This window comes from Kribbella sp. NPDC003557, from assembly GCF_040610805.1.
Classification (GTDB): domain Bacteria; phylum Actinomycetota; class Actinomycetes; order Propionibacteriales; family Kribbellaceae; genus Kribbella.
The window spans coordinates 469,601-490,879 of the sequence record NZ_JBEXMY010000001.1; the positions used below are offsets into that span (position 1 = coordinate 469,601).

At 70.5% G+C, this 21,279-nt stretch carries 23 protein-coding genes; 8 read left to right on the plus strand and 15 right to left on the minus strand.

Going from position 1 to position 21,279, the window contains the following annotated elements:
* Positions 1-131 precede the first annotated feature (131 nt).
* The gene (locus ABZW60_RS02290) at positions 132-827 is read left to right on the plus strand and encodes a GAF and ANTAR domain-containing protein (RefSeq protein WP_355473159.1); all 696 of its coding nucleotides are present in this window, start codon (positions 132-134) and stop codon (positions 825-827) included.
* 15 nt (positions 828-842) lie between these two features.
* Here the strand turns inward: ABZW60_RS02290 and ABZW60_RS02295 are convergent, their stop codons facing one another.
* Complete coding sequence (locus ABZW60_RS02295; RefSeq protein ID WP_355473161.1) at positions 843-1,214, minus strand: TraR/DksA C4-type zinc finger protein; 372 nt, start codon at positions 1,212-1,214, stop codon at positions 843-845.
* 603 nt (positions 1,215-1,817) lie between these two features.
* Between ABZW60_RS02295 and ABZW60_RS02300 the strand changes: the two genes are divergently transcribed.
* Entirely contained in the window at positions 1,818-2,051 is a 234-nt protein-coding gene (locus ABZW60_RS02300) for a hypothetical protein (RefSeq protein ID WP_355473163.1), read from the plus strand.
* A 25-nt stretch (positions 2,052-2,076) separates the two neighbouring features.
* On the opposite strand, the gene ABZW60_RS02305 is transcribed toward ABZW60_RS02300, so the two are convergent.
* The 3 genes from ABZW60_RS02305 to ABZW60_RS02315 form a co-directional block, all read right to left on the minus strand.
* Positions 2,077-2,454, minus strand: coding sequence for a TraR/DksA C4-type zinc finger protein (locus tag ABZW60_RS02305; protein WP_355473165.1), 378 nt, complete (start codon positions 2,452-2,454; stop codon positions 2,077-2,079).
* A 168-nt stretch (positions 2,455-2,622) separates the two neighbouring features.
* Entirely contained in the window at positions 2,623-3,588 is a 966-nt protein-coding gene (locus tag ABZW60_RS02310; protein ID WP_355473167.1) for a TIGR03560 family F420-dependent LLM class oxidoreductase, read from the minus strand.
* A gap of 109 nt (positions 3,589-3,697) precedes the next feature.
* Complete coding sequence (locus ABZW60_RS02315) at positions 3,698-6,505, minus strand: LuxR C-terminal-related transcriptional regulator (protein WP_355473169.1); 2,808 nt, start codon at positions 6,503-6,505, stop codon at positions 3,698-3,700.
* A 180-nt stretch (positions 6,506-6,685) separates the two neighbouring features.
* Between ABZW60_RS02315 and ABZW60_RS02320 the strand changes: the two genes are divergently transcribed.
* The 3 genes from ABZW60_RS02320 to ABZW60_RS02330 are packed head-to-tail and all read left to right on the plus strand — an operon-like array spanning position 6,686 to position 8,217.
* A complete protein-coding gene (locus tag ABZW60_RS02320) occupies positions 6,686-7,042 on the plus strand; it encodes a VOC family protein (RefSeq protein WP_355473170.1) in 357 nt (118 codons plus the stop codon).
* Between the two features lie 59 nt (positions 7,043-7,101).
* Positions 7,102-7,713 (plus strand): glyoxalase, encoded by a 612-nt coding sequence (locus tag ABZW60_RS02325; protein WP_355473172.1) that lies wholly within the window; start codon positions 7,102-7,104, stop codon positions 7,711-7,713.
* 51 nt (positions 7,714-7,764) lie between these two features.
* On the plus strand, positions 7,765-8,217 hold the full coding sequence (locus ABZW60_RS02330) for a DUF1801 domain-containing protein (RefSeq protein WP_355473173.1): 453 nt from the start codon (positions 7,765-7,767) through the stop codon (positions 8,215-8,217).
* Positions 8,218-8,222: 5 nt separating this feature from the next.
* Here the strand turns inward: ABZW60_RS02330 and ABZW60_RS02335 are convergent, their stop codons facing one another.
* The 4 genes from ABZW60_RS02335 to ABZW60_RS02350 all read right to left on the minus strand — a co-directional run bounded on the left by ABZW60_RS02335 (position 8,223) and on the right by ABZW60_RS02350 (position 11,059).
* The gene (locus ABZW60_RS02335; protein ID WP_355473174.1) at positions 8,223-10,061 is read right to left on the minus strand and encodes an ABC transporter ATP-binding protein; all 1,839 of its coding nucleotides are present in this window, start codon (positions 10,059-10,061) and stop codon (positions 8,223-8,225) included.
* A gap of 80 nt (positions 10,062-10,141) precedes the next feature.
* The gene (locus ABZW60_RS02340; protein WP_355473176.1) at positions 10,142-10,330 is read right to left on the minus strand and encodes an alpha/beta hydrolase; all 189 of its coding nucleotides are present in this window, start codon (positions 10,328-10,330) and stop codon (positions 10,142-10,144) included.
* A 46-nt stretch (positions 10,331-10,376) separates the two neighbouring features.
* Positions 10,377-10,799, minus strand: coding sequence for a hypothetical protein (locus ABZW60_RS02345; RefSeq protein ID WP_355473178.1), 423 nt, complete (start codon positions 10,797-10,799; stop codon positions 10,377-10,379).
* Positions 10,796-11,059, minus strand: a complete 264-nt coding sequence (locus ABZW60_RS02350; protein ID WP_355473180.1) for a hypothetical protein — start codon at positions 11,057-11,059, stop codon at positions 10,796-10,798. Before ABZW60_RS02350 ends, ABZW60_RS02345 begins: the two co-directional genes overlap by 4 nt.
* 85 nt (positions 11,060-11,144) lie before the next feature.
* Here ABZW60_RS02350 and ABZW60_RS02355 point away from each other — a divergent pair, with 85 nt between their 5' ends.
* Positions 11,145-11,738, plus strand: a complete 594-nt coding sequence (locus ABZW60_RS02355; protein ID WP_355473182.1) for a TetR/AcrR family transcriptional regulator — start codon at positions 11,145-11,147, stop codon at positions 11,736-11,738.
* 2 nt (positions 11,739-11,740) lie between these two features.
* On the opposite strand, the gene ABZW60_RS02360 is transcribed toward ABZW60_RS02355, so the two are convergent.
* Positions 11,741-12,337, minus strand: coding sequence for a hypothetical protein (locus ABZW60_RS02360; RefSeq protein WP_355473184.1), 597 nt, complete (start codon positions 12,335-12,337; stop codon positions 11,741-11,743).
* A 130-nt stretch (positions 12,338-12,467) separates the two neighbouring features.
* Positions 12,468-13,238 carry a glucose 1-dehydrogenase gene (locus ABZW60_RS02365; RefSeq protein ID WP_355473186.1) on the minus strand — a complete coding sequence of 257 codons (771 nt, stop codon included), beginning with the start codon at positions 13,236-13,238 and terminating at the stop codon, positions 12,468-12,470.
* Between the two features lie 138 nt (positions 13,239-13,376).
* Here ABZW60_RS02365 and ABZW60_RS02370 point away from each other — a divergent pair, with 138 nt between their 5' ends.
* Positions 13,377-16,166, plus strand: coding sequence for an AAA family ATPase (locus ABZW60_RS02370; RefSeq protein ID WP_355473188.1), 2,790 nt, complete (start codon positions 13,377-13,379; stop codon positions 16,164-16,166).
* Here the strand turns inward: ABZW60_RS02370 and ABZW60_RS02375 are convergent.
* The 3 genes from ABZW60_RS02375 to ABZW60_RS02385 are packed head-to-tail and all read right to left on the minus strand — an operon-like array spanning position 16,163 to position 18,694.
* Positions 16,163-16,891: an SDR family oxidoreductase gene (locus ABZW60_RS02375; RefSeq protein WP_355473190.1), complete on the minus strand. Its 729-nt coding sequence runs from the start codon at positions 16,889-16,891 to the stop codon at positions 16,163-16,165. The two genes, ABZW60_RS02370 and ABZW60_RS02375, sit on opposite strands and share 4 nt — an antisense overlap.
* A 22-nt stretch (positions 16,892-16,913) precedes the next feature.
* Positions 16,914-18,398: a DHA2 family efflux MFS transporter permease subunit gene (locus ABZW60_RS02380; protein ID WP_355473192.1), complete on the minus strand. Its 1,485-nt coding sequence runs from the start codon at positions 18,396-18,398 to the stop codon at positions 16,914-16,916.
* Positions 18,398-18,694, minus strand: a complete 297-nt coding sequence (locus ABZW60_RS02385; RefSeq protein ID WP_355473194.1) for a muconolactone Delta-isomerase family protein — start codon at positions 18,692-18,694, stop codon at positions 18,398-18,400. The genes ABZW60_RS02380 and ABZW60_RS02385 overlap by 1 nt, the downstream gene beginning before the upstream one ends.
* 160 nt (positions 18,695-18,854) lie before the next feature.
* On the opposite strand from ABZW60_RS02385, the gene ABZW60_RS02390 reads away from it, so the two are divergent.
* Positions 18,855-20,210, plus strand: coding sequence for an NAD(P)/FAD-dependent oxidoreductase (locus tag ABZW60_RS02390; protein ID WP_355473196.1), 1,356 nt, complete (start codon positions 18,855-18,857; stop codon positions 20,208-20,210).
* Here the strand turns inward: ABZW60_RS02390 and ABZW60_RS02395 are convergent.
* Both ABZW60_RS02395 and ABZW60_RS02400 read right to left on the minus strand, forming a co-directional pair.
* Complete coding sequence (locus ABZW60_RS02395; protein ID WP_355473198.1) at positions 20,131-20,679, minus strand: hypothetical protein; 549 nt, start codon at positions 20,677-20,679, stop codon at positions 20,131-20,133. The genes ABZW60_RS02390 and ABZW60_RS02395 overlap by 80 nt on opposite strands.
* Positions 20,676-21,200 (minus strand): hypothetical protein, encoded by a 525-nt coding sequence (locus ABZW60_RS02400; protein ID WP_355473200.1) that lies wholly within the window; start codon positions 21,198-21,200, stop codon positions 20,676-20,678. Before ABZW60_RS02400 ends, ABZW60_RS02395 begins: the two co-directional genes overlap by 4 nt.
* Between the last annotated feature and the right edge of the window lie 79 nt (positions 21,201-21,279).

The window sequence follows — 21,279 nt, forward strand, 5'->3', positions numbered from 1 at the left end:
CGTCAAGTTACCTTGACGCTACGGGCTCACTGGAAGCACGCGAAGATCCCCATCACCACTTCGCTGCGACTCCGGGCGCGGTTCAGGTCCGCTCACAGTCCGAGACACCCGACAGGACGGAGGAGCGGCACATGTCCCTGCTAGAGGTATCCGCAGATTCAACGGCCGAGCGCTTCGCTCAACTCTCCCTCGACCTGCACGACTCCGTCGGCCTGGAAGAAACCGTCCAGGCAGTCGTGGACTTCGCGTTACAGGCACTGGACTGCTCCCACGCCGGCGTCGCCCTGGTCGTCAACGGCCGGAAACTGGAGATCCCCGCGGTCACCGACCCGGTCGTGGCCGAGATCTACGCCTTCCAGGTCAACGGCGGCAACGGCCCACTCGCCGACGCGCTACGCGACCACTCCACCATCCACGTCCGCCACACCGCCGACGACGACCGCTGGCCCGAGTGGGCCGCCAAGGTCCTCGACCTCGGCGTCCGCAGCGTCCTCGACGTCCCCCTCACCACCGCCGCCGGCACCGTCGGCGTCCTCGGCCTCTACAGCACCCAGCCGGACGCGTTCGGCCGCGACGAAGAGGCGATCGCACACATCCTCGCCCGGCACGCCTCGATCGCCGTCGCCACCGCCCGGCACGAGGACAACCTCGCCCAAGCCGTCGACGCCCGCAAACTCGTCGGCCAGGCCATGGGCATCCTGATGGAGCGCTACCACCTCGACGACGACCAAGCCTTCGCCGTCCTCCGCCGCTACTCCCAAGACACCAACACCAAACTTCGCGACGTCGCCACCCAACTCATCGAAACCCGCAAACTCCCGCACTGATCGCTGGAGTTGCTTTCAGCCACGCACCGAGAATTCGTTGCCGGAGTTGAACTTCGCTTGCCGGCGGTGGTCGCAGCGGAGGCAGAATCTCGTGGTCGGGATCGCCTCCAGTTGGTGTACGGAGATCGAGTTCCCGCAGAGTTCGCAGTTGCCGAATCGGCCTCTGGACAGCCGCGCGAGTGCGGCCTCGATCTCTGCCAGGGCCTGCTGCGCGCCGGCCGCGAGCACGGCTCGCACTTCGGCTTGGGCGGCCGGGCAGGGCAGGTTCGCCTCGTTGAACAGCGTGCCGAGTTGCTCGAGCCGGAACCGCCTCTGAAGATTCAGCTCCCTCCGGAACGGCTCCAGGTCGAGCGCGGATCTACCCGGTGATCCAATGCCCTGGTTCATCGACGATCTCCTGTCACGACTCAGGTCCACCGCTGTCCGAAAGTCGTTGTTCCCCAGGGCTTCCAGGCTGTTGGACCACCGCCGTCAGGTACCCGCTCGGGCGGCTTCAACTCGCGAAGTAGCCGGAAGAACCATTGCGGGCAGGTTTGAGAGTCGAATGCGCAGGGAACCCGAAACCAACTGCGCTCAGATGAGCGCTTAACGGGTGGGAGGGTCGATCGTGACTTTCGGCGGCGTGGATACCTATTACGACTATGGCGAACGCCAGTGGAAGTTCCGTCGACTGGGCGGCGGACCTGTCCGCAAGCCGGTCGTCTGCCCCGAGGCTCGGCCGTCGGCAGCCGACGAAGAGCCATCAGTGCCCCATGACGCACTGGCGACGCGAGCACGCCGGCCGCGCGCCGGCAAGGCCTGAACGCGGAGCACGAACCACCCGTAGGTGGGGCCGCGCTTGGACGCCCACCACATCGAGCGCTTCGCGTCGAACAGCGCACGGCCAGGCCGAGTGCAGCCAAGCTCGAAAGCCGGGTCTCGTCCTGGCATCCGGGAATGGGTTCGGCGCGAAGTACGTACGACACCAGGGGTTGCGGCCCGGAGGTAATCATGAGCTTCGATCTGCCTGATCCGGACGACAAGCACGGAACAGTGAGCGACACGGAGATCAACGAAGCGTTGGAGAACGCCGACCTCGACAAGGGCGCTCTGGACTTCGACAAGGTCGAGCACGTCGAAGGACAGCGCTCGCCCGGACCCGAGCGCGACGACGGGCGACAGACGCCGCCCGCCGAGGACGTCACAGCCGACCCGTCCGGTCGTCCGAGCGAGCCACCGGATTAACAAGATCAGGTGCAACCGTCCTGCCCTACGACGGAGACAGGTAGATGTCTTCGGATTCCGCCGTGGAACGGTGCTCGCACCGTAGACAGAGCCTGATGGTCGGTAGCGCCTGGAGACGGTGCGGTGAAATCATCTCCCCGCACATCTCGCAGGCCCCGAAGACGCCGCCGGCGAGGCGGAGCAGGGCGGCGTCGATCTCTGCCAAGGCTCGCCGTGCTCCTGCCTCCAAGACAGCCCGCACCTCCGCGACCGCCGCGGAGCACGGCGTTGTCGTCTGCTCGGTGGTCAGGCCGACCAGTTGGTCCAGACGGAACTGACGCTCGTGACAGAGCTGCTGGCGGAACCAGCCCACATCTAACGCTTGCTGATTCGGCCGAACGTCGGCCGGTCGCTCCTGGTTCATCGACTGCTCCTCGTGCGAGGTCACAAACCCAGGCCGCTTTTTGACCGTCCGGAAAGTACACCTCAAGTACCCGGCCGGAGCGACGAAAACTCCTGCGCGGACAAGGATTTCGCTGTATCGCCAAGGTGTGTGCCGCATCCTAGGAGCCTCTGACGGGAAGGCTCCGCGCTACGTTCGTCGCAGGAAGTCGGAGCGGAGGCCGACGGTCTTGGCGAAGGTGCGGATTGCTTCGGGGTCTGTCGAGTGGTGGAAGCCGACGACCAGCTCGTCGACGCCGGCCTTCTCGTATGCCGCGACGCGTTCCCGGACGGTGTCCGGTGTGCCGTACAGGAGGTACGAGGCGAAGTCGCCGGGATAGAACGCGCCCATGCTCGGGTGGAGTTGCGCCCGGGCGGCATCGTCGGTGTCGGTGATCAGCGCTCCGGTCGTCGCGCTGACCTTGATCGAGCGGACGTCACGCCCGACGTCCGCGGCGTGTTTGCGGAGGATCTGCAGCTTGCGTTCGATGTCGGCCGGCGACGCCATCAGGTTGCACACGTCCGCGAACTCGGCAACGATCCGCAGCGTCACCTTCTCGCCGCCGCCGGCGATCATCAGCGGGATGCGCGGCGTCTGAACACCCTTCGGCTGCACGTAAGCGTTCTTCAGCGAATAGAACTCACCGGTGAAGTTGCTGACCTCGTCGGTCCACAGCGACTGGATCACCTGCACGGCCTCGCGCAACTCGCGAAGGCGCCGGCCCGCACCCGGGAACTCGTACCCGAACGCGTCGTAGTCGGCCTGATACCAACCTGCGCCGATACCGAAGGTCAGTCGCCCAGCCGAGAGCACGTCGAGCGTCGACGCCATCTTCGCCTGGAGAGCAGGGTTCCGGTAGCCGTTGCCGGTCACCAACTGGCCGACACGGATCCTGGTGGTCGCGCGGGCCACCGCGGTCAGCAGCGTCCAGGCCTCGAACAAGTAGCCGTTCGACGGCGGGATCGTCTGCAGATGATCCGGCAGCCACACCTCCGAGAACCCGACGGACTCGGCCGTCCGCGCCAGCTGGATGATCCGCTCGACCGCGTCCACCGGATCACTGAAGGACGACAGGTCGCTACCGAATCCGGTGGGGAGGAACAGATTGAACTTCATCGTCGGACTCCTGCTTCGTCTGGGTCAGGCTTTCGAGAGGTACTGACCCGACGTACAGGCAAAAGGAATCGCACACTCGCCGCACGCGTCGGCGACCGGATGGGCTCGATCAGGAGGCGGCCGGGGCCATCGGGGCGAGGCCGAGTGTCGTGAGTGCTGCGGTGCCGCGCTCGGCGTGCTTGCCGCCCGCGAGCACGAGGGTGCGCGCGGCTTGGTACCGGCAGCCGGCAGCGTCGAATGCGTCGGCGGTGGCGAGCAGCGCCTCCTGCTCGCCGTCGAGCAACGCGGCGGCTCGCGCCACCATGGCACCGGCAACCGGGTTGCCGGCCACGATGGTCCGGGCCTCAGCCAGGCGGTCGCGGGCGTCCGGCGTTCGCGCGAGGACCGCGGTCTCGGCACGCAGCGCGACGTACCAGTGGTGCCAGATCCAGGTGACCCACTTCCACACCTGCTGCGGCGCGGGCGACATCCGCTCCAGCGCCTCGGACAGTTGCCCGTGGTGCAGCAGGAGCATCGCGTCGAACACCGCACCGTAGCCGTGGGTGTGCTCGGGCAAGGGGCCGAGCTGATCCAGAACCTCTTGCCATTCCTGCCGCGCGTCCTGGTCGTCACGGACGCCGTGCGTCATCGCCACGGCGGCGACTGCCGGGCCGAGGGACGACCCGGCCGGGCGGCCGGCCCGTCGCCACGCGTCGAGGAATCGGACGCTCCCGTTGAGCAGTTGCTCGACATTGCCCGCGAAGGCATCGGCGACCAGCAGCCAACTCGTGGCACGGTGGCCGACCTCGGCCAGCAGTGGATGGTCCGCGAGCTGTCCTGCCCAACGGCGAGCTGCCGGCAGGTCACCGGTGCCGAGGCTGGCTTCGGCGGCCTCGCCGAGCGCCTCGATCACCTCGTGGGTGGCGGCCGGGGTGCTCGGCAGGGACGACAGCAGCGTGATCCGGCGCTGGGTCGTCGCCGCGGCGGCGAACGAGTCACCTGCCCAGCTCAGGGCGCCGGTCAGGACATCCAGCGCGACGGACTCCTCGAGCGGATCGCCTGTCCGGCGGGTCAGGTCGACCGCTCGTTCGGCGCGCGCGATCGTGTCCGTGACGGAGGCGCCGGGGTGGCCCTGGGCGGTGCTGATCGCGCCGCTGAGCAGCTGCCCGGCCTCGGCCACCGCCACCGTGGCCTGCGCCGCCGGGTCGTCGCCGGCCAGGTCCCCTGCACGCGCGACGAGCGAGTCCGTTTCCTCCACGGACAGCTTGCGGACGAACTTGGTCGAGAACCGGTACGCCGTCGTGGCGATCGCCGCGAGATCACGGGCAGCGCCGGCGGAGTCGCCCGCGCTGGAGGCGGCTTCCGCAGCCTCGCCGTGCAGGCGATACAGGTCGTCGCCGCGCATTCGGCAACCAGCCACCGCCGCGGCCTGCCGCAGTGCCGAGGCAGCCAGCTCCGGGTCCTCGGCCAGTGCGGCTGCTTGCTCGTACCGTTGCTGGGATTCGCCGATCAGGTTGCGGGGGAAGGTCAGCTCCGCGAGCGTGAAGGCGACGCGGTAGGCGTCGGCGCGACGATCCGGCTCCTGCGCGGCCCAGGCCAAGGCACCGCGAAGATCGTCGGCGACCGCGTCGAACCCGGCTCGCCATTCCGGGCGGCCGACCTCCAGCGCGTCGGCCTGGGCCAGGCTCCAGCGAAGATGCCGGGAGCGAGTGTCGGCCAGCTCACCGGCTTCGGCCAGCCGCTCCGTCGCGTACTCGCGGATCGTCTCCAGCGCGCGGTACGCCGTACCGCGCGGGGACGCCGTCACCACCAGCAGGCTCTGCTCGGCGAGCCGGGCAAGGCCCTCGGCGACCAGGAACTCCTCGGCCCCGGTCACCTCCGCCGCCGCTGCGGCCGTGAACGGCGCCACGAACACGGCCACCCGGCGCAACAACGCCTTGTCGGCCGGCTCCAGCAGGGCATGGCTCCAGTCCAGCGCTGCTCGCACCGAACGGTGCCGTTCGTCGGCACGGAAGCCGCCGGTGAGCATCCGGAGCGGGTGGGACAAGGCAGCGGTGACGCCGTCGAGGCCGAGCGTGTGGTACCGCGCCGCGGCGAGCTCGATCGCCAGCGCCATACCGTCCAGCCGCTCACAGATGGAGACCACCTGGTCGCGCGAGGCCGGGTCCAGCGGTGCGCCGGCCGCAGCGGCCCGTGCCAGGAACAGCGCGACCGCGTCCGACTGGCCGTCGCCGGGCAGCGACATCGGCGGGACCTGGTACACGCGCTCGAACGGCACCATCAAGCGGGCCCGGCTCGTCGCCAGTACCGTCAGCCGCGGGCACGACGCCAGCAGCCGCTCGACGAACAGCGCCACCCCGTCGACCGCTTGCTCGCAGTTGTCCAGCACCAGCAACGACTGCCGATCAGCCAGCGCGGCAATCACGGACTCGGTCGTGTCACGGCCAGGCTGCTCGCCGAGTCCGAGGGCACTGGCCACCGCCGTCGCGATCATGCCCGGATCCGTGACCGGGACGAGGTCGACGAACCACACCCCGTCGGCGTACTCACCGGAGATCTCGGCGGCTACCGCCAGCGCGAGCCGTGTCTTGCCCACTCCCCCCGGCCCGACCGCGGTCACCTCCCGGTGGGTCCTGAGCAGCTCGGTCAGCTCCGCCTGCTCGCCGACCCGGCCGACGAACGGCGTCAACGGGGCCGGCAGAACCGGTACCGGCCGTGGCTCCGGTCGCGCCGGAGCGTCACCGACCGGCTCCGGTGCGCGCTGGGCGAGCGCGCGGCGATCCGGCACCTCCAGCTTGCGCAGCAACGAGGAAACGTGGCTCTCCACGGTCCGCACCGAGATGTAGAGCCGGGCCGCGATCTCGGCGTTGCTGAGCCGAGCGCCGACCAGTTCCAGGACCTCGGCTTCGCGCAGCGAGATCTCCACTGTTGCTGTCACCGCCCCATCTTGCCCCACCCGCTCCGTGCCACCGATCCGTACCACCGCTCCGTACCACTGATCCGTGCCCGCCATCCGTGGTGCGGATCCGTGCTCAGCACGGATGTGGACCGGTAGGGCCGGCGGAAAGACTGTGACCACGACAGCGGGTCGATGGGACCCACAACCAGAGGAGTAACCGTGACCAGCGCTTCCACTTACGGCATCAAGACCGTGCTGCACCCCGTGTCCGACCTGGCGAAGGCCAAGGCCGTCTACGCGGCGCTGCTCGGCATCTCGCCGCAGACCGACTCGCAGTACTACGTCGGCTTCGAGGCCGAGGGCCAGCACATCGGGCTGGTGCCGGGCGGCGGGCCGCAGGGCATGACCTCCCCGGTGGCGTACTGGCACGTGCCCGACATCGAGGCGACGCTGGCCGGGCTGACCGCGGCCGGGGCCACCGTCAACGAGGCCGCGCACGAGGTCGGCGCCGGCCGGCTGGTGGCGACCGTCGTCGACCCCGACGGCAACGTCCTCGGGCTCATCCAGGACCAGTGAGCGCCGCTCCGGCGCTGTCCCCGAAACACACCACCCCCTTCTCACCCAAAGGATCTGCCATGACCACCTTCGACTCAGTCATCCTGGAAGCGTCCGACCCGACGGCCGCCGCCGCCTTCTACCGGGCCGCCGGCCTGGACACCTACGTGACCGTCCGGGGCACGGACGCACCGAGCGCCGGCTTCCGCGGTTTCGCCCTGTCGATCGTCGCGTCCCAGCCGGGCAACGTCGACGCGATCATCGGTGCCGCCGTCGACGCCGGCGCGACGATCCTGAAGCCCGCCACGAAGAGCTTCTGGGGCTACGGCGGCTTCGTCCAGGCCCCGGACGGCACGATCATCAAGGTCGCGTGCTCGAAGAAGAAGGACACCGACCCGGCCTCCCGCACCATCGACCAGGTCGCGCTCCTGCTCGGAGTGACCGACGTCAAGGCCAGCAAGCGGTTCTACGTCGAGAACGGTCTGGCGGTGGCGAAGAGCTTCGGCGGGAAGTACGTCGAGTTCGACACCCCGTCGTCGGCCGTCACGCTGGCCCTCTACCCGCGACACGCCCTCGCCAAGGACACCGGCGTCTCCCAGGACGGCACCGGATCACACCGCCTCGTGCTCAGCGGCGACGCCGGACCCCTCACCGACCCCGACCGGTTCCTCTGGGAGACCGCCACCGCCTGAAGCATTTCGCCCGACCCGGACAGCACCCATCCGCACAAGGAGAACTCTGAAATGAGCAGCGTCGCCACCAGCAGGTACGAAGGATTCACGGCCGAGGAACGGGCCGCGATGAAGGATCACGCCCAGGAGCAGAAGACCGCAGCGCGCCGCGGCTCCCGCGCGGACAAGGCCGCCGAGGCAGTGCGAGACGTCCTCGCGAAGATCGCCGAGATGCAGGACTCGGACCGTGTCATGGCCGAGCGTGTCCATGCCGTCATCACGGCGAGCGCTCCGACTCTGGCGCCGAAGCTCTGGTACGGGATGCCGGCCTACGCGCTGGACGGCAAGGTGGTCTGCTTCTTCCAGAGCGCCGAGAAGTTCAAGGCACGCTACGCGACGCTCGGCTTCAGCGATCAGGCCAACCTCGACGAGGACGCCATGTGGCCGGCCGCCTTCGCCCTGACCAGGATGACCCCGGAGGTCGAGGCGCGGATCAGCGCCCTGGCACAGCAGGCCGTCCGCTGATCCGCTCAGGGGGTCGTGACCCCCACGGCGAGCTCGTGGCGGCCGGCGTCGAGCAGGGAGGCGAAGACTCCGCCGGGCCGGGCGCGAAGGTCCGCCGGAGTGCCCTGCTCGACCACGCTGCCGTCCTCGCCGAGAACGATGAGATGCGTCGCGGCCGAGACGAACTCGAGACGGTGGCTGATCATCACCACCGTCCGGTCCGGATCCGCCATCCACTCGGTCATCGGCCGATGCACCTCGGCGAACGTGAACGCGTCGACACCGGCCAGCGGCTCGTCCAGTACGACGATGGACGCCTGATCCACGAGGATGCGCGCGAGGGCCAGCCGCTGCTTCTGGCCCTCGGACAGCTTCCGCGCCTGGGTGTCGAGCAGTTGCAGCGCGGCCTCGTCGGTGGTGGCCAGCCGGACTGTTCGCAGCGCGTCGGCGAGTACGGTGTCGGCGACGTCGTCAGGCACGAACAGGTTCTCGCGAACGGTTCCGTCGATGACGTGGCCGGTCTGCGACAGGTAGCTCATCTCCTTCAGCAGTTCTTCACCGTCCCAGGAGCTCGTCGAACGGCCGCGGACCTTGACCTCGCCTTCGTCCGGCGTCAGGAACTTCAGCAGCATCCGGGCGATCGTCGTCTTGCCCGCCCCGGAACGGCCGACGATCAGTGTGACACCACCCGCCGGAATGGTGAACGAGCAATTCTTCACGACCGGCTTCCCGGGAACGTAGGCGAACGACACCGCGGAGAACTCCGCCTCCCCCGACGAGGCGGGCTCCGCTGACGCCGGCTGGACCGCAGCGTCCTCGTCCTTCGCGAGCAGGCGCAGCAAGGTCCGCGAGGTCGACATCGACCGCCGCACGTCGTCGTACCCGGCGAGCATGTTGCGGATCGGGTTCATGATCCGGGCGAAGAGCGAGACGTAGAAGTACGCGTCGCCGACCGCGTTGACGTTGGTGCCGCGCGCGGCCGCGACCAGCACCACCCCGAGGATCGCGATCAGCCCGAGATCCTGGATCAGGTTGACCGACCCCTGATACACGCTCTCGCGCGTGGACAGGTCCTTGTCGATCGTCCCGAGCTCGTGGCTCGAGGTGCCGAGGCGGTCGACGTACCGCTTCTTCTGCTCGTGGGCCAGCAGGACGTCGCGGTTCGCCAGGACCTGTCCGGTGAAGCCGAAGAGATCACGACGGCGGTCGTCGTACCGCTCGCGGCGTTCGTTCAGACGGCGGCCCTGCAGCCAGCTGATCACGGCCAGCGCGGCAACCACCGTCAGGCTCAGCGCGGCGAAACCGGGGTGCACGTCCGCGAGTACGAGGAAGACCGCGACCAGGCTGAAAAGGTACTGGCCGGCCTCGACCAGGAAGGCGTACGCGCCGGACACCGCGCGTGCTCCCTGTTGTACCGATCCCGCCAGACCGCCCGGCTCGTCCTCGATGTCGACCGGCACGGCGGAGCGTGTGAACGCCTTGTTGATGCCTGCCTCGAACAGCCCGGAGAACAGCCGGCGCGAGATGTTCTCCCTCGCGCTCGTGGTCGCGACGGTCAGCAGCACAGCGACCACACTGACCACGACGTACGTGACGATCCCCCAGCGGAACTCGATACCGCTGAAGAAGCGGTTCGCCACATCGACCACCCAGTCGGAGTCACTCGACCCGACGTCCCCCAGACGCCGTGACCAGATCGATCCTTCGCCGTTCCCGTTCATCACGTCGGCGACCGCGGAAATGATCCGCGACTCGATCAAGGACTTCACGGTCGCGATCGTGCCCGCGACGAACGCACCGACGACGACCGCGGCGATGGCCCGCTTCGACCCCAGCAACGCACGCCCCAGATACCGAAGCGTCACCTTCCACATGGTTCCCCCCTTGCCGCCCGCCGCAGATACGGAGGACGACAGTGACTACATCGCGTCACGAAGCCACGGCGTTACCGGCGCGGCCGCGGTCTGATCAGCGTGTCGAGGAGGTCGCGGCCTTCTTGCCAACGTCCGAGGGTGCTCGCGGAGTTGAGGTGGCCGTGGGGACCGGTTAGGCGCAGGGGCGCGTTCCAGGCTGTCCCGCAGGCCGAGGGGCTTGGGGAGGTTGTCGACGGGCTCGCCCGGTTCGGATTCGTCACCGCCTCGCTCGTGCTCCGCAGATATCCCCCGAAGCGTTGGCCGGGGCTAGCTAGTAGCCGTTGCCTTGGTGGGCTGCCTCGCGAACAGCGCGGTGCAGAAGGCGATGGTGGCGATGGAGAAGGTCACCAGGGGCGGGCCGGGGACCCACAGCGCGGCGATCGCCAGCGCCAGGACTGTTGCGACGAGCGCGACGACGCCGAACGGGCGTAGGCGGTCCGGAGTCGTCCGGAGTGTGTTGGCGATCATCCACAGCAGAGCGCCGACGACGATGACCGCCAGACCCATGACGAGGCTTACACCGCGATGCAGTGACTCGGCGTTCAGGTCCAGCGGGCCGATCTGGATCTGGCTCTCCCGCATCACCGCATCCAGCTCAGGATCACTGGGCAGGAAGAAACTCAGCACGGTGTGACCGGCACCCGTGACGACCCAGGTGATCGCACCGACCCGGAACGCGGTCGCGTTCATGACGCCGCCATCAGGTCGGGCCAGCAGCGGGTGTCGGTGATCTGCCGCAACGACAGGATCTTGCCGTCCTTCGTGGTCAGGACGTGGGCGAACGGCGCCCGCCAGCCGTCACCGCGATAGTGGCCCAGGACAACGAACTCGTTCGGTGCCACCGGGAGTCGGCGGTCCGGTTCGCAGTGCAGCTCGACGCCGGCCGGTTCGTGTGCGGTCAGGCTGTCGTAGAACTTCCGTACGGCGGGTTCTCCGGAATCTTCGTTCATGCTCAGGAAGCTACGCCCGCCCCGACATTCCGGGCAACGCGAGCTGGCTCACACATACATACATGCGTGAATGTATGATGATGGTATGACGCGGCGTACCCAGGCGGAGCGGATCGAGTTGACGCGGAACAAACTGCTCGAGGCCGCGGCGCGCGGATTCTCGACGTACGGCTACGGGAACGTGCGGCTCGACGACATCGCGCGGGAGGCGGGTTACACCCGCGGCGCGCTGTACCACCTGTTCGCGAACAAGGAGGAGCTCGCGCTGGCCGTCATCGACTGGGTGAGTCGCACGTGGCGCGCCGAGGTCGGCGATCCCGCGGAGGCGATCGCCGACCCGGCCGAGCGGCTGCTGTGGACGGCGCGGGCGCACGCGACGTACTGCCGCAAGGACGTCGCCGCGGTGCTGATGAGTCTGCGGGTCGAGTTCGCCGGCCGCGACCACGCCGTCACGAAGGCGCTCACCGAACTGATGCTGCCCTTGAAGGACACCATCGCCAAGCTGATCACCCGAGGACGGCGAAGCGGCTCCATCCCGGCCGGCCCGCCGCCGCGCGCGGTCGCGTCGGCGTACCTCGGCGCCCTCGAAGGGGTCACCGCCGCGGTCGGCGGACCGCCGCACGACAGAGAGCTGACCGTGCGCGCGGTCCGCGGCGTGCTGGGCCTGCCTCCGAGCTGAGCTCAGCCGCGGGGCAACGGGGGCAGATCGACGTGCCGGACCTTGTAGTCGCCCTTGGTCACCGGGGCGAACGGCGCCGGCGCCATGCAGGTGCCGACCGGTGCCTCCTCCCACTGACCAGAGGCGCCCTGCTGCAGATTGACCACGGTCCACGACAACCCCACGCGGTCGTGACGGCCGTTGTCCTGGACGCTGAAGCCCAGTCGCTTGCCGACCCAGTCCTGGACCGGCTCGTCCGCCTTGGTGATCTTCGCGGTGAGCGAGGCGACACCCGGCGCGGTCACCAGGCAGTCCACCGTCCCTTCCGCCCGGATGGTCTTCTTCCAGGCCGCGACGTAGTGAGAGATCTTCACCGTCCCGTTCGCGTCGGACGGCAGCCCGATCGGCGCACCGGGGATCGGCCGGCTGTACGGCGCGGCCGTGGCGTCGAAGTCGAAGTGGCGGACGTCGTCGTCGGGGCCGAAGGGCAGCATGAAGTCGGCGCCGCCGGACACCCGGGCCACCTTCGGCTTGCCCGGCTCGGCCTGCGCGGTGGAGATCCCGGCCACGGCGGTCGTGGCGACAACGGTCAGAGCGGCGAGCTTCTTGATCAGGTTCATGCCCACGATCCTCGCGATCCGCCCGCGCCGGGACCTCCCTCGCAGGAGGGGATCAGCTCCCCCACAGGTACCAACTCAGGAGATGCCCCAGAAGCGGGTGATGCGGGCGGCCGCACCACACCACAATTGGTCAGTGCAGCGTGTAGCCGCCGTCGATGACGAGTACCGAACCGGTCATGAAGCTGGAGGCCTCCGAGGCGAGGAACACGACGGTCGGGGCGATCTCCTCGGGTACGGCGTAGCGCTGCATCGGGGCGTCGTCGATCCAGCGGGCCTTGAACTGCGGCTCGTCGACCGGCGCCATCTCGGTCTTCACGTAACCGGGCGCGACCGCGTTCACCCGGATGTTCAACGGCGCCCATTCCGCCGCGAGCGACTTCGTCAACTGATGGACCGCCGCCTTGGACGCGTTGTACGCCGGCTGCCACTGCGGGCGGTTGACGATCTGCGCCGAGATCGACCCGATGTTGACGATCGTGCCGCCGCCGACGGTCGTGAAATGCCGCGCGGCCTCCTGGCTGAGCTTCCACAGGCCGTCGACGTTCGTGGCGAACACCTCGTCCCACTCGTCGTCCGGTACGTCGAGAGCCGGCCGGTGGACGCACGCCCCGGCATTGTTGACCAGGATGTCGAACCGGCCCGTCGCGTCGAGCGCAGCCCGGATCGCGGCCCGGCCGGAGTCCCGGTCGTTCACGTCGAGCCCGACGCCGACCACCGTACGGCCCGTCGCAGCGGCCAGCTCATCAGCGGCCTGCCGGGACGCCGCGGCGTCGCGCGCCCCGATCACCACGTCCGCCCCGGCCTCGGCCAGCGCCGCCGCGAAGGCCCGGCCGAGCCCTCGGTATCCACCTGTCACCAGCGCCGTTCGCCCGGCCAGCGAGAACCTCTCGAGAACAGTCATCGCACCATTCTCCCGGCCCGCGCAGCGGTCGGGCGCTGCTTCCGGAAGCGGAGTCGCGGTCTTAGGCTGGAGCGATTCGGGAGACTGCGGCGGGACGGACTCGGCGCGTCGTAGGCGTACCGCGAAGGGCGGCGGACGGTGGAACGTGGAGACGGGTTCCGCGGCCTGGGGGCGGGGCGGACGCAACCTGCGAGACTGCTCGGCAGGCGGCCGGAACGGGCCGTCCTCGACCAGTTACTGACCGACGTCCGCAGCGGCAGGAGCCGGGTCCTGGTTGTGCTGGGCGAGGCCGGGGTCGGCAAGACCGCGCTGCTGACCTACGCGACCGAATCGGCAGCGGACGTCAGCACGCTGCGCGCGGTCGGCGTCCAGTCGGAGATGGAGCTGGCGTTCGCGGCGCTCCATCAGCTCTGCGCGCCGCTGCTGGACCGTCTGGACCGGATCCCCGAGCCACAGCGCCGGGCGCTCGCGACGGTGTTCGGGCTGGCGCCCGGGCCTGCTCCGGACCGCTTCATGGTCGGGCTCGCGGTGCTCAGCCTGATCTCGGACCTGGCCGGGGAACAGCCGGTCCTGGTGGTCGTCGACGATGTGCAGTGGCTCGACACGGCGACGGCGCAGGTGCTCGGGTTCGTCGCCCGCCGGACCGGCGCCGAAGCGGTCGGGTTGTTGTTCGGCGCCCGCGAGATCGGTGTCGAGTTCCACGGTCTCGCGGAGCTCCGGGTCGAGGGGCTACCGGCCGACGAGGCCCAGGCGTTGCTCGGTTCGGCCGTCGAGTTCCTGCTCGACGAGCCGGTCCGCCGCCGCATCGTCGCCGAGACCGGCGGCAACCCGCTGGCTCTGCTCGAACTGCCGCGCGGCCTGACCGCGACCCAGCTCGCGGCCGGGTTCGGCCTGCTCGGCGGGCAGGGTCTGCCCGGGCGGATCGAGCAGAGTTTCCTGCGGCAGGCCGACACCCTGCCCGCGCCGACCCGGCAACTCCTGCTGGTCGCCGCGGCCGAGCCGATCGGCGATCCGGTCCTCGTCCGGCGGGCCGCCGACCAGCTCGGGATCGAGGCGGTCTTCGCCGAGATCGACGGGCTGCTGAGCCTGGGCGAGCGGGTCACGTTCCGCCATCCGCTGGTCCGGTCCGCGCTGTACGGATCGGCCTCCGAGATCGAGCGGCGCGCGGTGCATCTGGCGCTGGCCGGCGCGACGGACTCGGCGACCGATCCCGACCGGCGCGCCTGGCATCTGGCCGCCGCCGCGACCGGACCTGACGAGGGGGTCGCCCTCGAGCTGGAGCGGTCCGCCGACCGCGCTCAGGCCAGGGGCGGTTTCGCCGCCGCGGCTGCCTTCCTGCAGCGGGCCGTCGCCCTGACCCGCGACCCCGTCCGTCGTACCGAGCGTGCGCTCGCGGGCGCCCAGGCCAGTTTGCAGGCCGGTGCGTTCGGGACCGCCTGGGCGCTGCTGGCGACGGCCGAGGCGGGGAAGATCGACGACCTCGGGCGGGCCCGGATCGATCTGCTCCGCGCCGAGGCGGCGTACGCGCAGCAACGCGGCGCAGACGCGCCCGGGCTGCTGTTGCGCGCGGCCAGGACGCTCGAGCCGCTCGACGTACGGCTCGCCCGCGACACGTACCTCGACGCCTGGAGCGCCGCGCTGTTCGCTGGTCAACTGGCCACGGAAGCGGGTCTGCGCGAAGTCTCACTGGCGGCCGAGGCAGCACCCCGGCCGAAGGCGTCGACGCGCAGTTCGGACGTCCTCCTGGACGGGTTCGCGTTGCTCTTCGCCGAAGGTCGTCCTGCCGCGGTGCCTCTGCTCAAGGAGGCTGCCCGGGCGTTCGGTGATCAGGATGCGTCGGTCGAGGAGGTGCTGCGCTGGGGTTGGCTGGCCACCGCGGCCGCGGCCACCGCGTGGGACTTCGAGGCGTGCCTGTCGACCTCGACCCGGCAGGTGGAGGTGGCGCGCGGTGCCGGAGCGCTCGCAGTCCTGGCGGTCGGCGTCAACGTGCTCGGCCAGGTCGTCGCGCTGGCCGGCGACTTCGCCGAGGCGACCTCGCTGCGGGCCGAGGCCGACGCGGTCCGCGAGGCGACCGGCGCGCACGTCCTGCCGTACGGCGGGCTGGTGCTGGCCGCGCTGCGCGGGCTCCCGGACGAGGCGTTCCCCCTGATCGACGAGACCATCGAGAGCGCGATCGCCGGAGGGCAGGGCACGGCGGCGCAGTACGCGCGCTGGGCGAGGTCCGTCGTCCTGAACGGCCTCGGCCGCCACGACGAAGCTTTGCCGTGGGCCGTGTCCGCGAGCGAGGACACGCCGGAGCTGTTCGTGTCCTCGTGGGCACTCAGCGAGCAGGTCGAAGCGGCAGTCCGCAGCGGACGCCCGCGCGAAGCCGCCGCCGCGTTCGGCCAACTGCGGGAGAAGACACAGGACACCGACGAGCGCTGGGGTCGCGGTATCGAGGCACGCGCCCGGGCTCTGCTGGACGACGGCCCGGCCGCGGAAGCTGCGTACGTCGAGGCGATCGAGCAACTCACCGGGACCAGGCTGCGCCCGGACCTGGCCCGTGCACACCTGCTGTACGGCGAGTGGCTGCGGCGCCGCACGCGCCGTGGAGAGGCGCGGGCGGAGCTGCGTACGGCGTACGACCTGTTCTCGTCGATCGGCATGGCTGCTTTCGCCGAGCGGTCCCGTCGCGAGCTGCAGGCGACCGGAGAGACAGTCCGCCGACGGGCGAACGGACCGGCCACGAATGACGAGCTCACCCCGCAGGAACTCCAGATCGCACTGCTGGTCCGCGACGGCCTGTCGAACCCCGAGGTGGGCAGCCGACTCTTCCTGAGCCCCCGCACCGTCGAATGGCACCTCCGCAAGATCTTCGACAAGCTCTCCATCAGCTCACGCAGACAGCTGCGGGACGCACTGCCGGACGTCAGCGAGGCAGCCGGTTAGTGCCGCAGCAGCTGCTGACCGCCGTCGACGTCGTACGTCGCGCCGGTGAGCGCGGTATTCGTCATCAGGTGCAGGATCAGCGCCGCGACGTCGTCGGGCCCGACCACCCGCCGGATCGGCAAGGTGGCCCGCAGGTCGGCCCGGCGCTCTTCGAGCTGATCGCCGAGCAGCCGCGCCGACAGCGGCGTGTCGACGAACCCGGCGGCGACGGCGTTCACCCGGATCGGGGCGAGCTCCAGCGCGGCGTTGGCGGCGATCGCCTGGAGTGCGACGGTCCCGATCGCGGCGACGCTCAGGCCGACGCCCGGCCGGCGCGCGCCGGTACCGCTGATGAAGGTGAGCGAGCCACCGGCGCGCACCCGTCCGATGCACAGTTTCGCGATCCGCAGGGCCCCGACCAGATCCTCGTCGAAGACGCGCAGCGCCTCGTCGAAGTCCAGGTCGGCGATCGGTGCGTAGAACGGCCCGCCGCCGCTGACCAGGACGTGGTCGAGGTCCGCGGGCAGCTCCGCGAAGACCTGTGCGAGGCGGTCCGGATCACCCAGGTCGAGCATCGGCGCGCTCTCGGCGCCGACCTCCGCGGCGGCGTTGGCGAGCCGCTCGGCGTTCCGGCCGGTGACGACGACGCGAGCACCGGCGCCGCGGGCCTGCTGGGCCGTCGCCAGTCCGATCCCCGAGCTTCCGCCGATCACGACCACGAGCTGCCCGTCGAGACTTCCGGTCATCGTGCTTCTCCAGTTCATCAGGTCAGGTGGACACCGGCACGGCGCAGCCGTGCACCCGCGGCGTCGCCGGCAGTTGGGTGGCGGGCGGGCGGCCGCGGGCGACGAACCCGAGGGTGATCAGCGCGGCGACGACGCTGAGGGCCGCCATCACCAGCATCGCCGCCTGGTACCGCTGCGCCAATGGCTGGACGAGGTCGTCCGAACCGCCCACTCCGAGCAGGGCGGGGACGAGCGCGATCAGCACCACGCCCCCGACCCGGGACGCCGCGTCGTTGATCGCCGACGCCTCGCCGAGGTCGGCGTCGTCGACAGCGGCCAGTACGCCGGCCGTGAGCGGCGCGACGGTCAGCCCGATGCCGAGGCCCCACAACAGCGCGCCCGGAAGGATCGCGCGCAGGTAGCTCTCGCCCGGGCTCGCCGCCGACAACCACGCGAATCCACCGGCGACGATCAGGATGCCGATGGTCATCGGCCAGCGGACACCCACCCGGGCCACCAGACCGCCGGCGAGCGGCGAGACGAGCAGGAACACCGCCGACTCCGGGATGAGCGCCGCACCCGCCTCGGTGGCGCTGTAGCCGAGCCGTAGCTGGCACTGCAGTACGACGAGATAGCTCGCCGCGGACAGCGCGCCGTAGAACAGGATCGTCGCGGCGTTGATCGCGACGAACTGGCGGATCCGGAAGAGCGCCGTACGCAGCATGGGCGCCGCCCGTCGCTGCTCCACCGGCACCAGTACGGCGAGACAGACCACCCCGACAGCACCCGGGACCAGCACCTTCGCGCTCCCCCATCCGGCGGCAGGTCCGGCTGTCAGCGCGTAGATCACGCCACCCAGTCCGACGACGGTGAGCAGAGCGCCGAGAAGGTCGACCGAGAGCTCCCGGCGCGGGCGGCTGACTTCCGGTACGTCGCGCAGGACCCACAAGGCAGCTGCTATCAGCGGGACGTTCAGCAGGAACACGTACCGCCAGGAGCCGTGGTCGACCAGCCAGCCTCCGCCGTACGGGCCGAGCGTCGTACCGAGGGTCGACAGACCTGCCCAGATGCCGATCCCCTTGGCACGGTCCGCCGGCCTCAGGGTGCCGTTGAGCAAGGCCAGGCTGCTGGGCACGACCATCGCCCCACCGGCGCCCTGCACGACCCGGGCCACGATCAGCGCCGCGGTGTTCGGGGCAGCCGCGCAGCACAACGACGCGATCAGCATGACCACCAGGCCGACCATCAGAAGGCGGCGCCAGCCGAAGTGATCGGCCAGGGCGCCGGCGAGGAGAAGCAGCGACGCGACCGTCACCAGGTAGCCGGTCAGGATCCATTGCAGCCCGCTCACGCCGGTCCCGAGGTCGCGGCCGATCGCGGGGATCGCGACGTTGACCATGTAGGCGTCGATGAAGCCCACCATCGAGGCGAGCACCGTCGCCGCCACCAGCAGGGCCCCGGTCCGCCCGCGCACCGCCACCCCGGCGTACGACGCCCCACCGGCCGCCGGCCCGTACCTCGCCGCCATCACGAGGCCGTGCCGGGGTCGTTGGGGTGCGGGGACAGCTCGGTCACCTCGTCGGTCCGCCAGATCCGCAACGGCATCGAGGCCAGGACGGTCTCCAGGGCCGCGGCGTCGTCCGCCTCGAACAGACCGAGCGTCCGCCACTCCCCGGGGGCCAGCGGCGGGCGCCACAGCCGCTTCAGACTGCCCTGCTCTGCCAGCTCCGCGGAGTGCGCGGCCTCGCGGGCGCGGACGCCGGCCACCTCGGCGTCGGTGACTCCGTCCGGTACCCGGGTCGTCATCGTGACGAGAAATTCCATCTCCAGCCTCCGGCTCGTGGATGCTCCCGGTTCCACGATCCGCCTCGCCGGGCGGCCACCACCCCCGTGACGGTCCCTGGTCGGTGCGGACCAGGGACAGTCACTGGCCCGGCGGCCGCCTGGTCCACGCCACGCTGGACGCAACCGAAGGGAGTGCGAGATGGACAGCAAGGACGAGTACGACGTGATCGTGCTCGGCGCCGGGGCACCGGGCGAGCACTGTGCCGCGACGTTGGCCAAGGGCGGCGCGCGGGTCGCCGTCGTCGAGCGCGAACTGCTCGGCGGCGAGTGCTCGTACTGGGCGTGCATCCCGTCGAAGACCCTGCTGCGACCCGGCGAGGCGCTGGCCGAGGTACTCGACGCGCCCGGTGCCCGGGAAGCCGTCACCGGTTCCCTCGACGTGCCTGCGGCCCTGGGCTGGCGGGACTTCATGGTCTCCGGGTACGACGACTCCGGTCAGGTCTCGTGGGCCAAGGGCGCCGGGATCGACGTGCTGCGCGGTCACGGCCGGCTCGCGGGTCCGCACAACGTCACGGTGGACGACCGGACGTACACCGCCGGCGCGATCGTGGTCGCGACCGGCGCCGACCCGGTGATCCCGCCGGTCCCCGGGCTGCAGGACCTGCCCGGCGTGTGGACGAACCGCGACGTCACCGGGATGGTCGAGGTGCCGGACCGGCTGATCGTGCTGGGCGGCGGGGCGACCGGCGTCGAGATGAGTCAGGCGCTGGCCCGGATGGGCGCGGCCGTCACGCTGCTCGAGCGCGGCGAGCACGTGCTCCCCCGCGAACCGCGAGCGGTCGGCGAGGCGGTCGCGACCGCGCTGAGCACGGACGGCGTGGACGTCCGGGCCGGCACCGGCGCGGAGCGCGTCACGCTGGCGGGATCGACGTACGTCGTCGAGCTCAGCGACGGGACGCAGGTGACCGGCGACCGGGTCCTGGTCGCGACCGGGCGCCGGCCGCGGGTCGAGGGCATCGGGCTGGAGACCGTCGGCATCGACCCCGACCCGCGCGGCATCCCGGTCGACGACACGCTCCAGGCAGCGCCCGGCGTCTGGGCGATCGGCGACGTCACCGGCCTGTGGCAGTTGACGCATGTCGGCGAGTACCAGGGACGCGTTGCCGCAAGCAACATTCTCGGCACGCCCCGGACGGCGAGCTACCAAGCGGTGCCGCGGGTCGTGTACTGCTACCCCCAGGCCGCGTCCGTCGGCACCGCGGACGGCGCGTTCGTGGCTACCGTCCAACTGTCCGGCGTGCCACGAACCGCGACGTACCTGCGCTCCTACGACACCCAGCCCGGCTTCCTGAGCCTTGTCTCGGACGGAACCCTGCTCACCGGCGCGTACGCCGTCGGCCCGGAAGCCGGCGAATGGCTCCAGCAAGCCACCCTCGCCATCCGCGCGAAGGTCCCGCTCCCCGTCCTCCTCGACGTCATCCAGCCGTTCCCGACATTCTCCGAAGCCTTCCTCCAGGCTCTGCGCGACCTGGAGACACAGGTCGCCGCGCTCTGACGAAGGGGCGGGGCCGGTAGAGCTCGGCGCCGCCGGCCGACAGCGCGAGGGACAGCACCAGAAAACCGCCGTACAGGTACCAGGGATTGACCGGGTCGGTCCTGCTCAAGGCCCAGAGCGCGAGCTCGCCCAGCGCGATACCGACGGCACCGATGATGCGCGCCCACCGGTGACGAAGGTGGAGCAGGCCGCCCAGGAGGAACGCCGGGAGGAAGAGGATGCCGGGGCCGGCGAACGTGAGCAGACACGGAGCGGCGAGGATCCGCCACCAGCGTGACCGGCCGGCGCGGCGGAGGCCGTACAGAACCCCGAGCAGCAGACCTGATCCGCCGGTCAGCGCGAGGATGACAAGCGTTCCGGCCCAGGTGAACTCGGGTTCGGTCGAGATCAGCCGCATCCAGACCCGGGCCGCGACGCCCCACGCGAGGCCGAGTCCGAGTCCGGCGGCCGCCGAGCGCAGCACGCTCACCACGACACCGGGAGGCAGGCCAGGCGTGGGCCGGCCGCACCGTGGTCGTCGGTGGGCTCCTGGTGGATCACGATCGCGCGGTTGCCCGGCGCCGGGACGAACGGGACGCGCGCGGAGGCGTGTCCGGTGCCGCCGCCGGTCGCGGTGAAGTCGAGCCAGACCTCGGTCGTCTCGTCGATCCTCGGCGGCACCCGGCCTGCCAGGACATCGGTGTTGTAGTGCGGCCCCGCCGCGGCGCCGTTCCCCGCGACGCACGGACCCACGTGCAGGTGCGCACCGAACGTGCGGTCCGCGGCCGATCGGTCGATGCCGTAGAGGTTCAGCCGTACGCCGGTGTGCCCGTCGTCGGACACCATCACCAGCACCGCGTGGGCACCGTCGAACGGGCCTGTCGCCGCCGGCGCCAGATCCCGGAGCGCGCCGTGCTCCGTGACAACGTCCGACGCCGCCGCGGCCGGAGCGGTGGCGAGTGTGACGGCGGCGAGCACCGCCGTCGTCGCGAAAAGCTTCAGACCTGTCATGACTCCCCCTCGATAGCCGATGCTGGTTGCACGGATCACAACGACAGACGGCACAGCGCCGCGGAACGGGTGACACCGG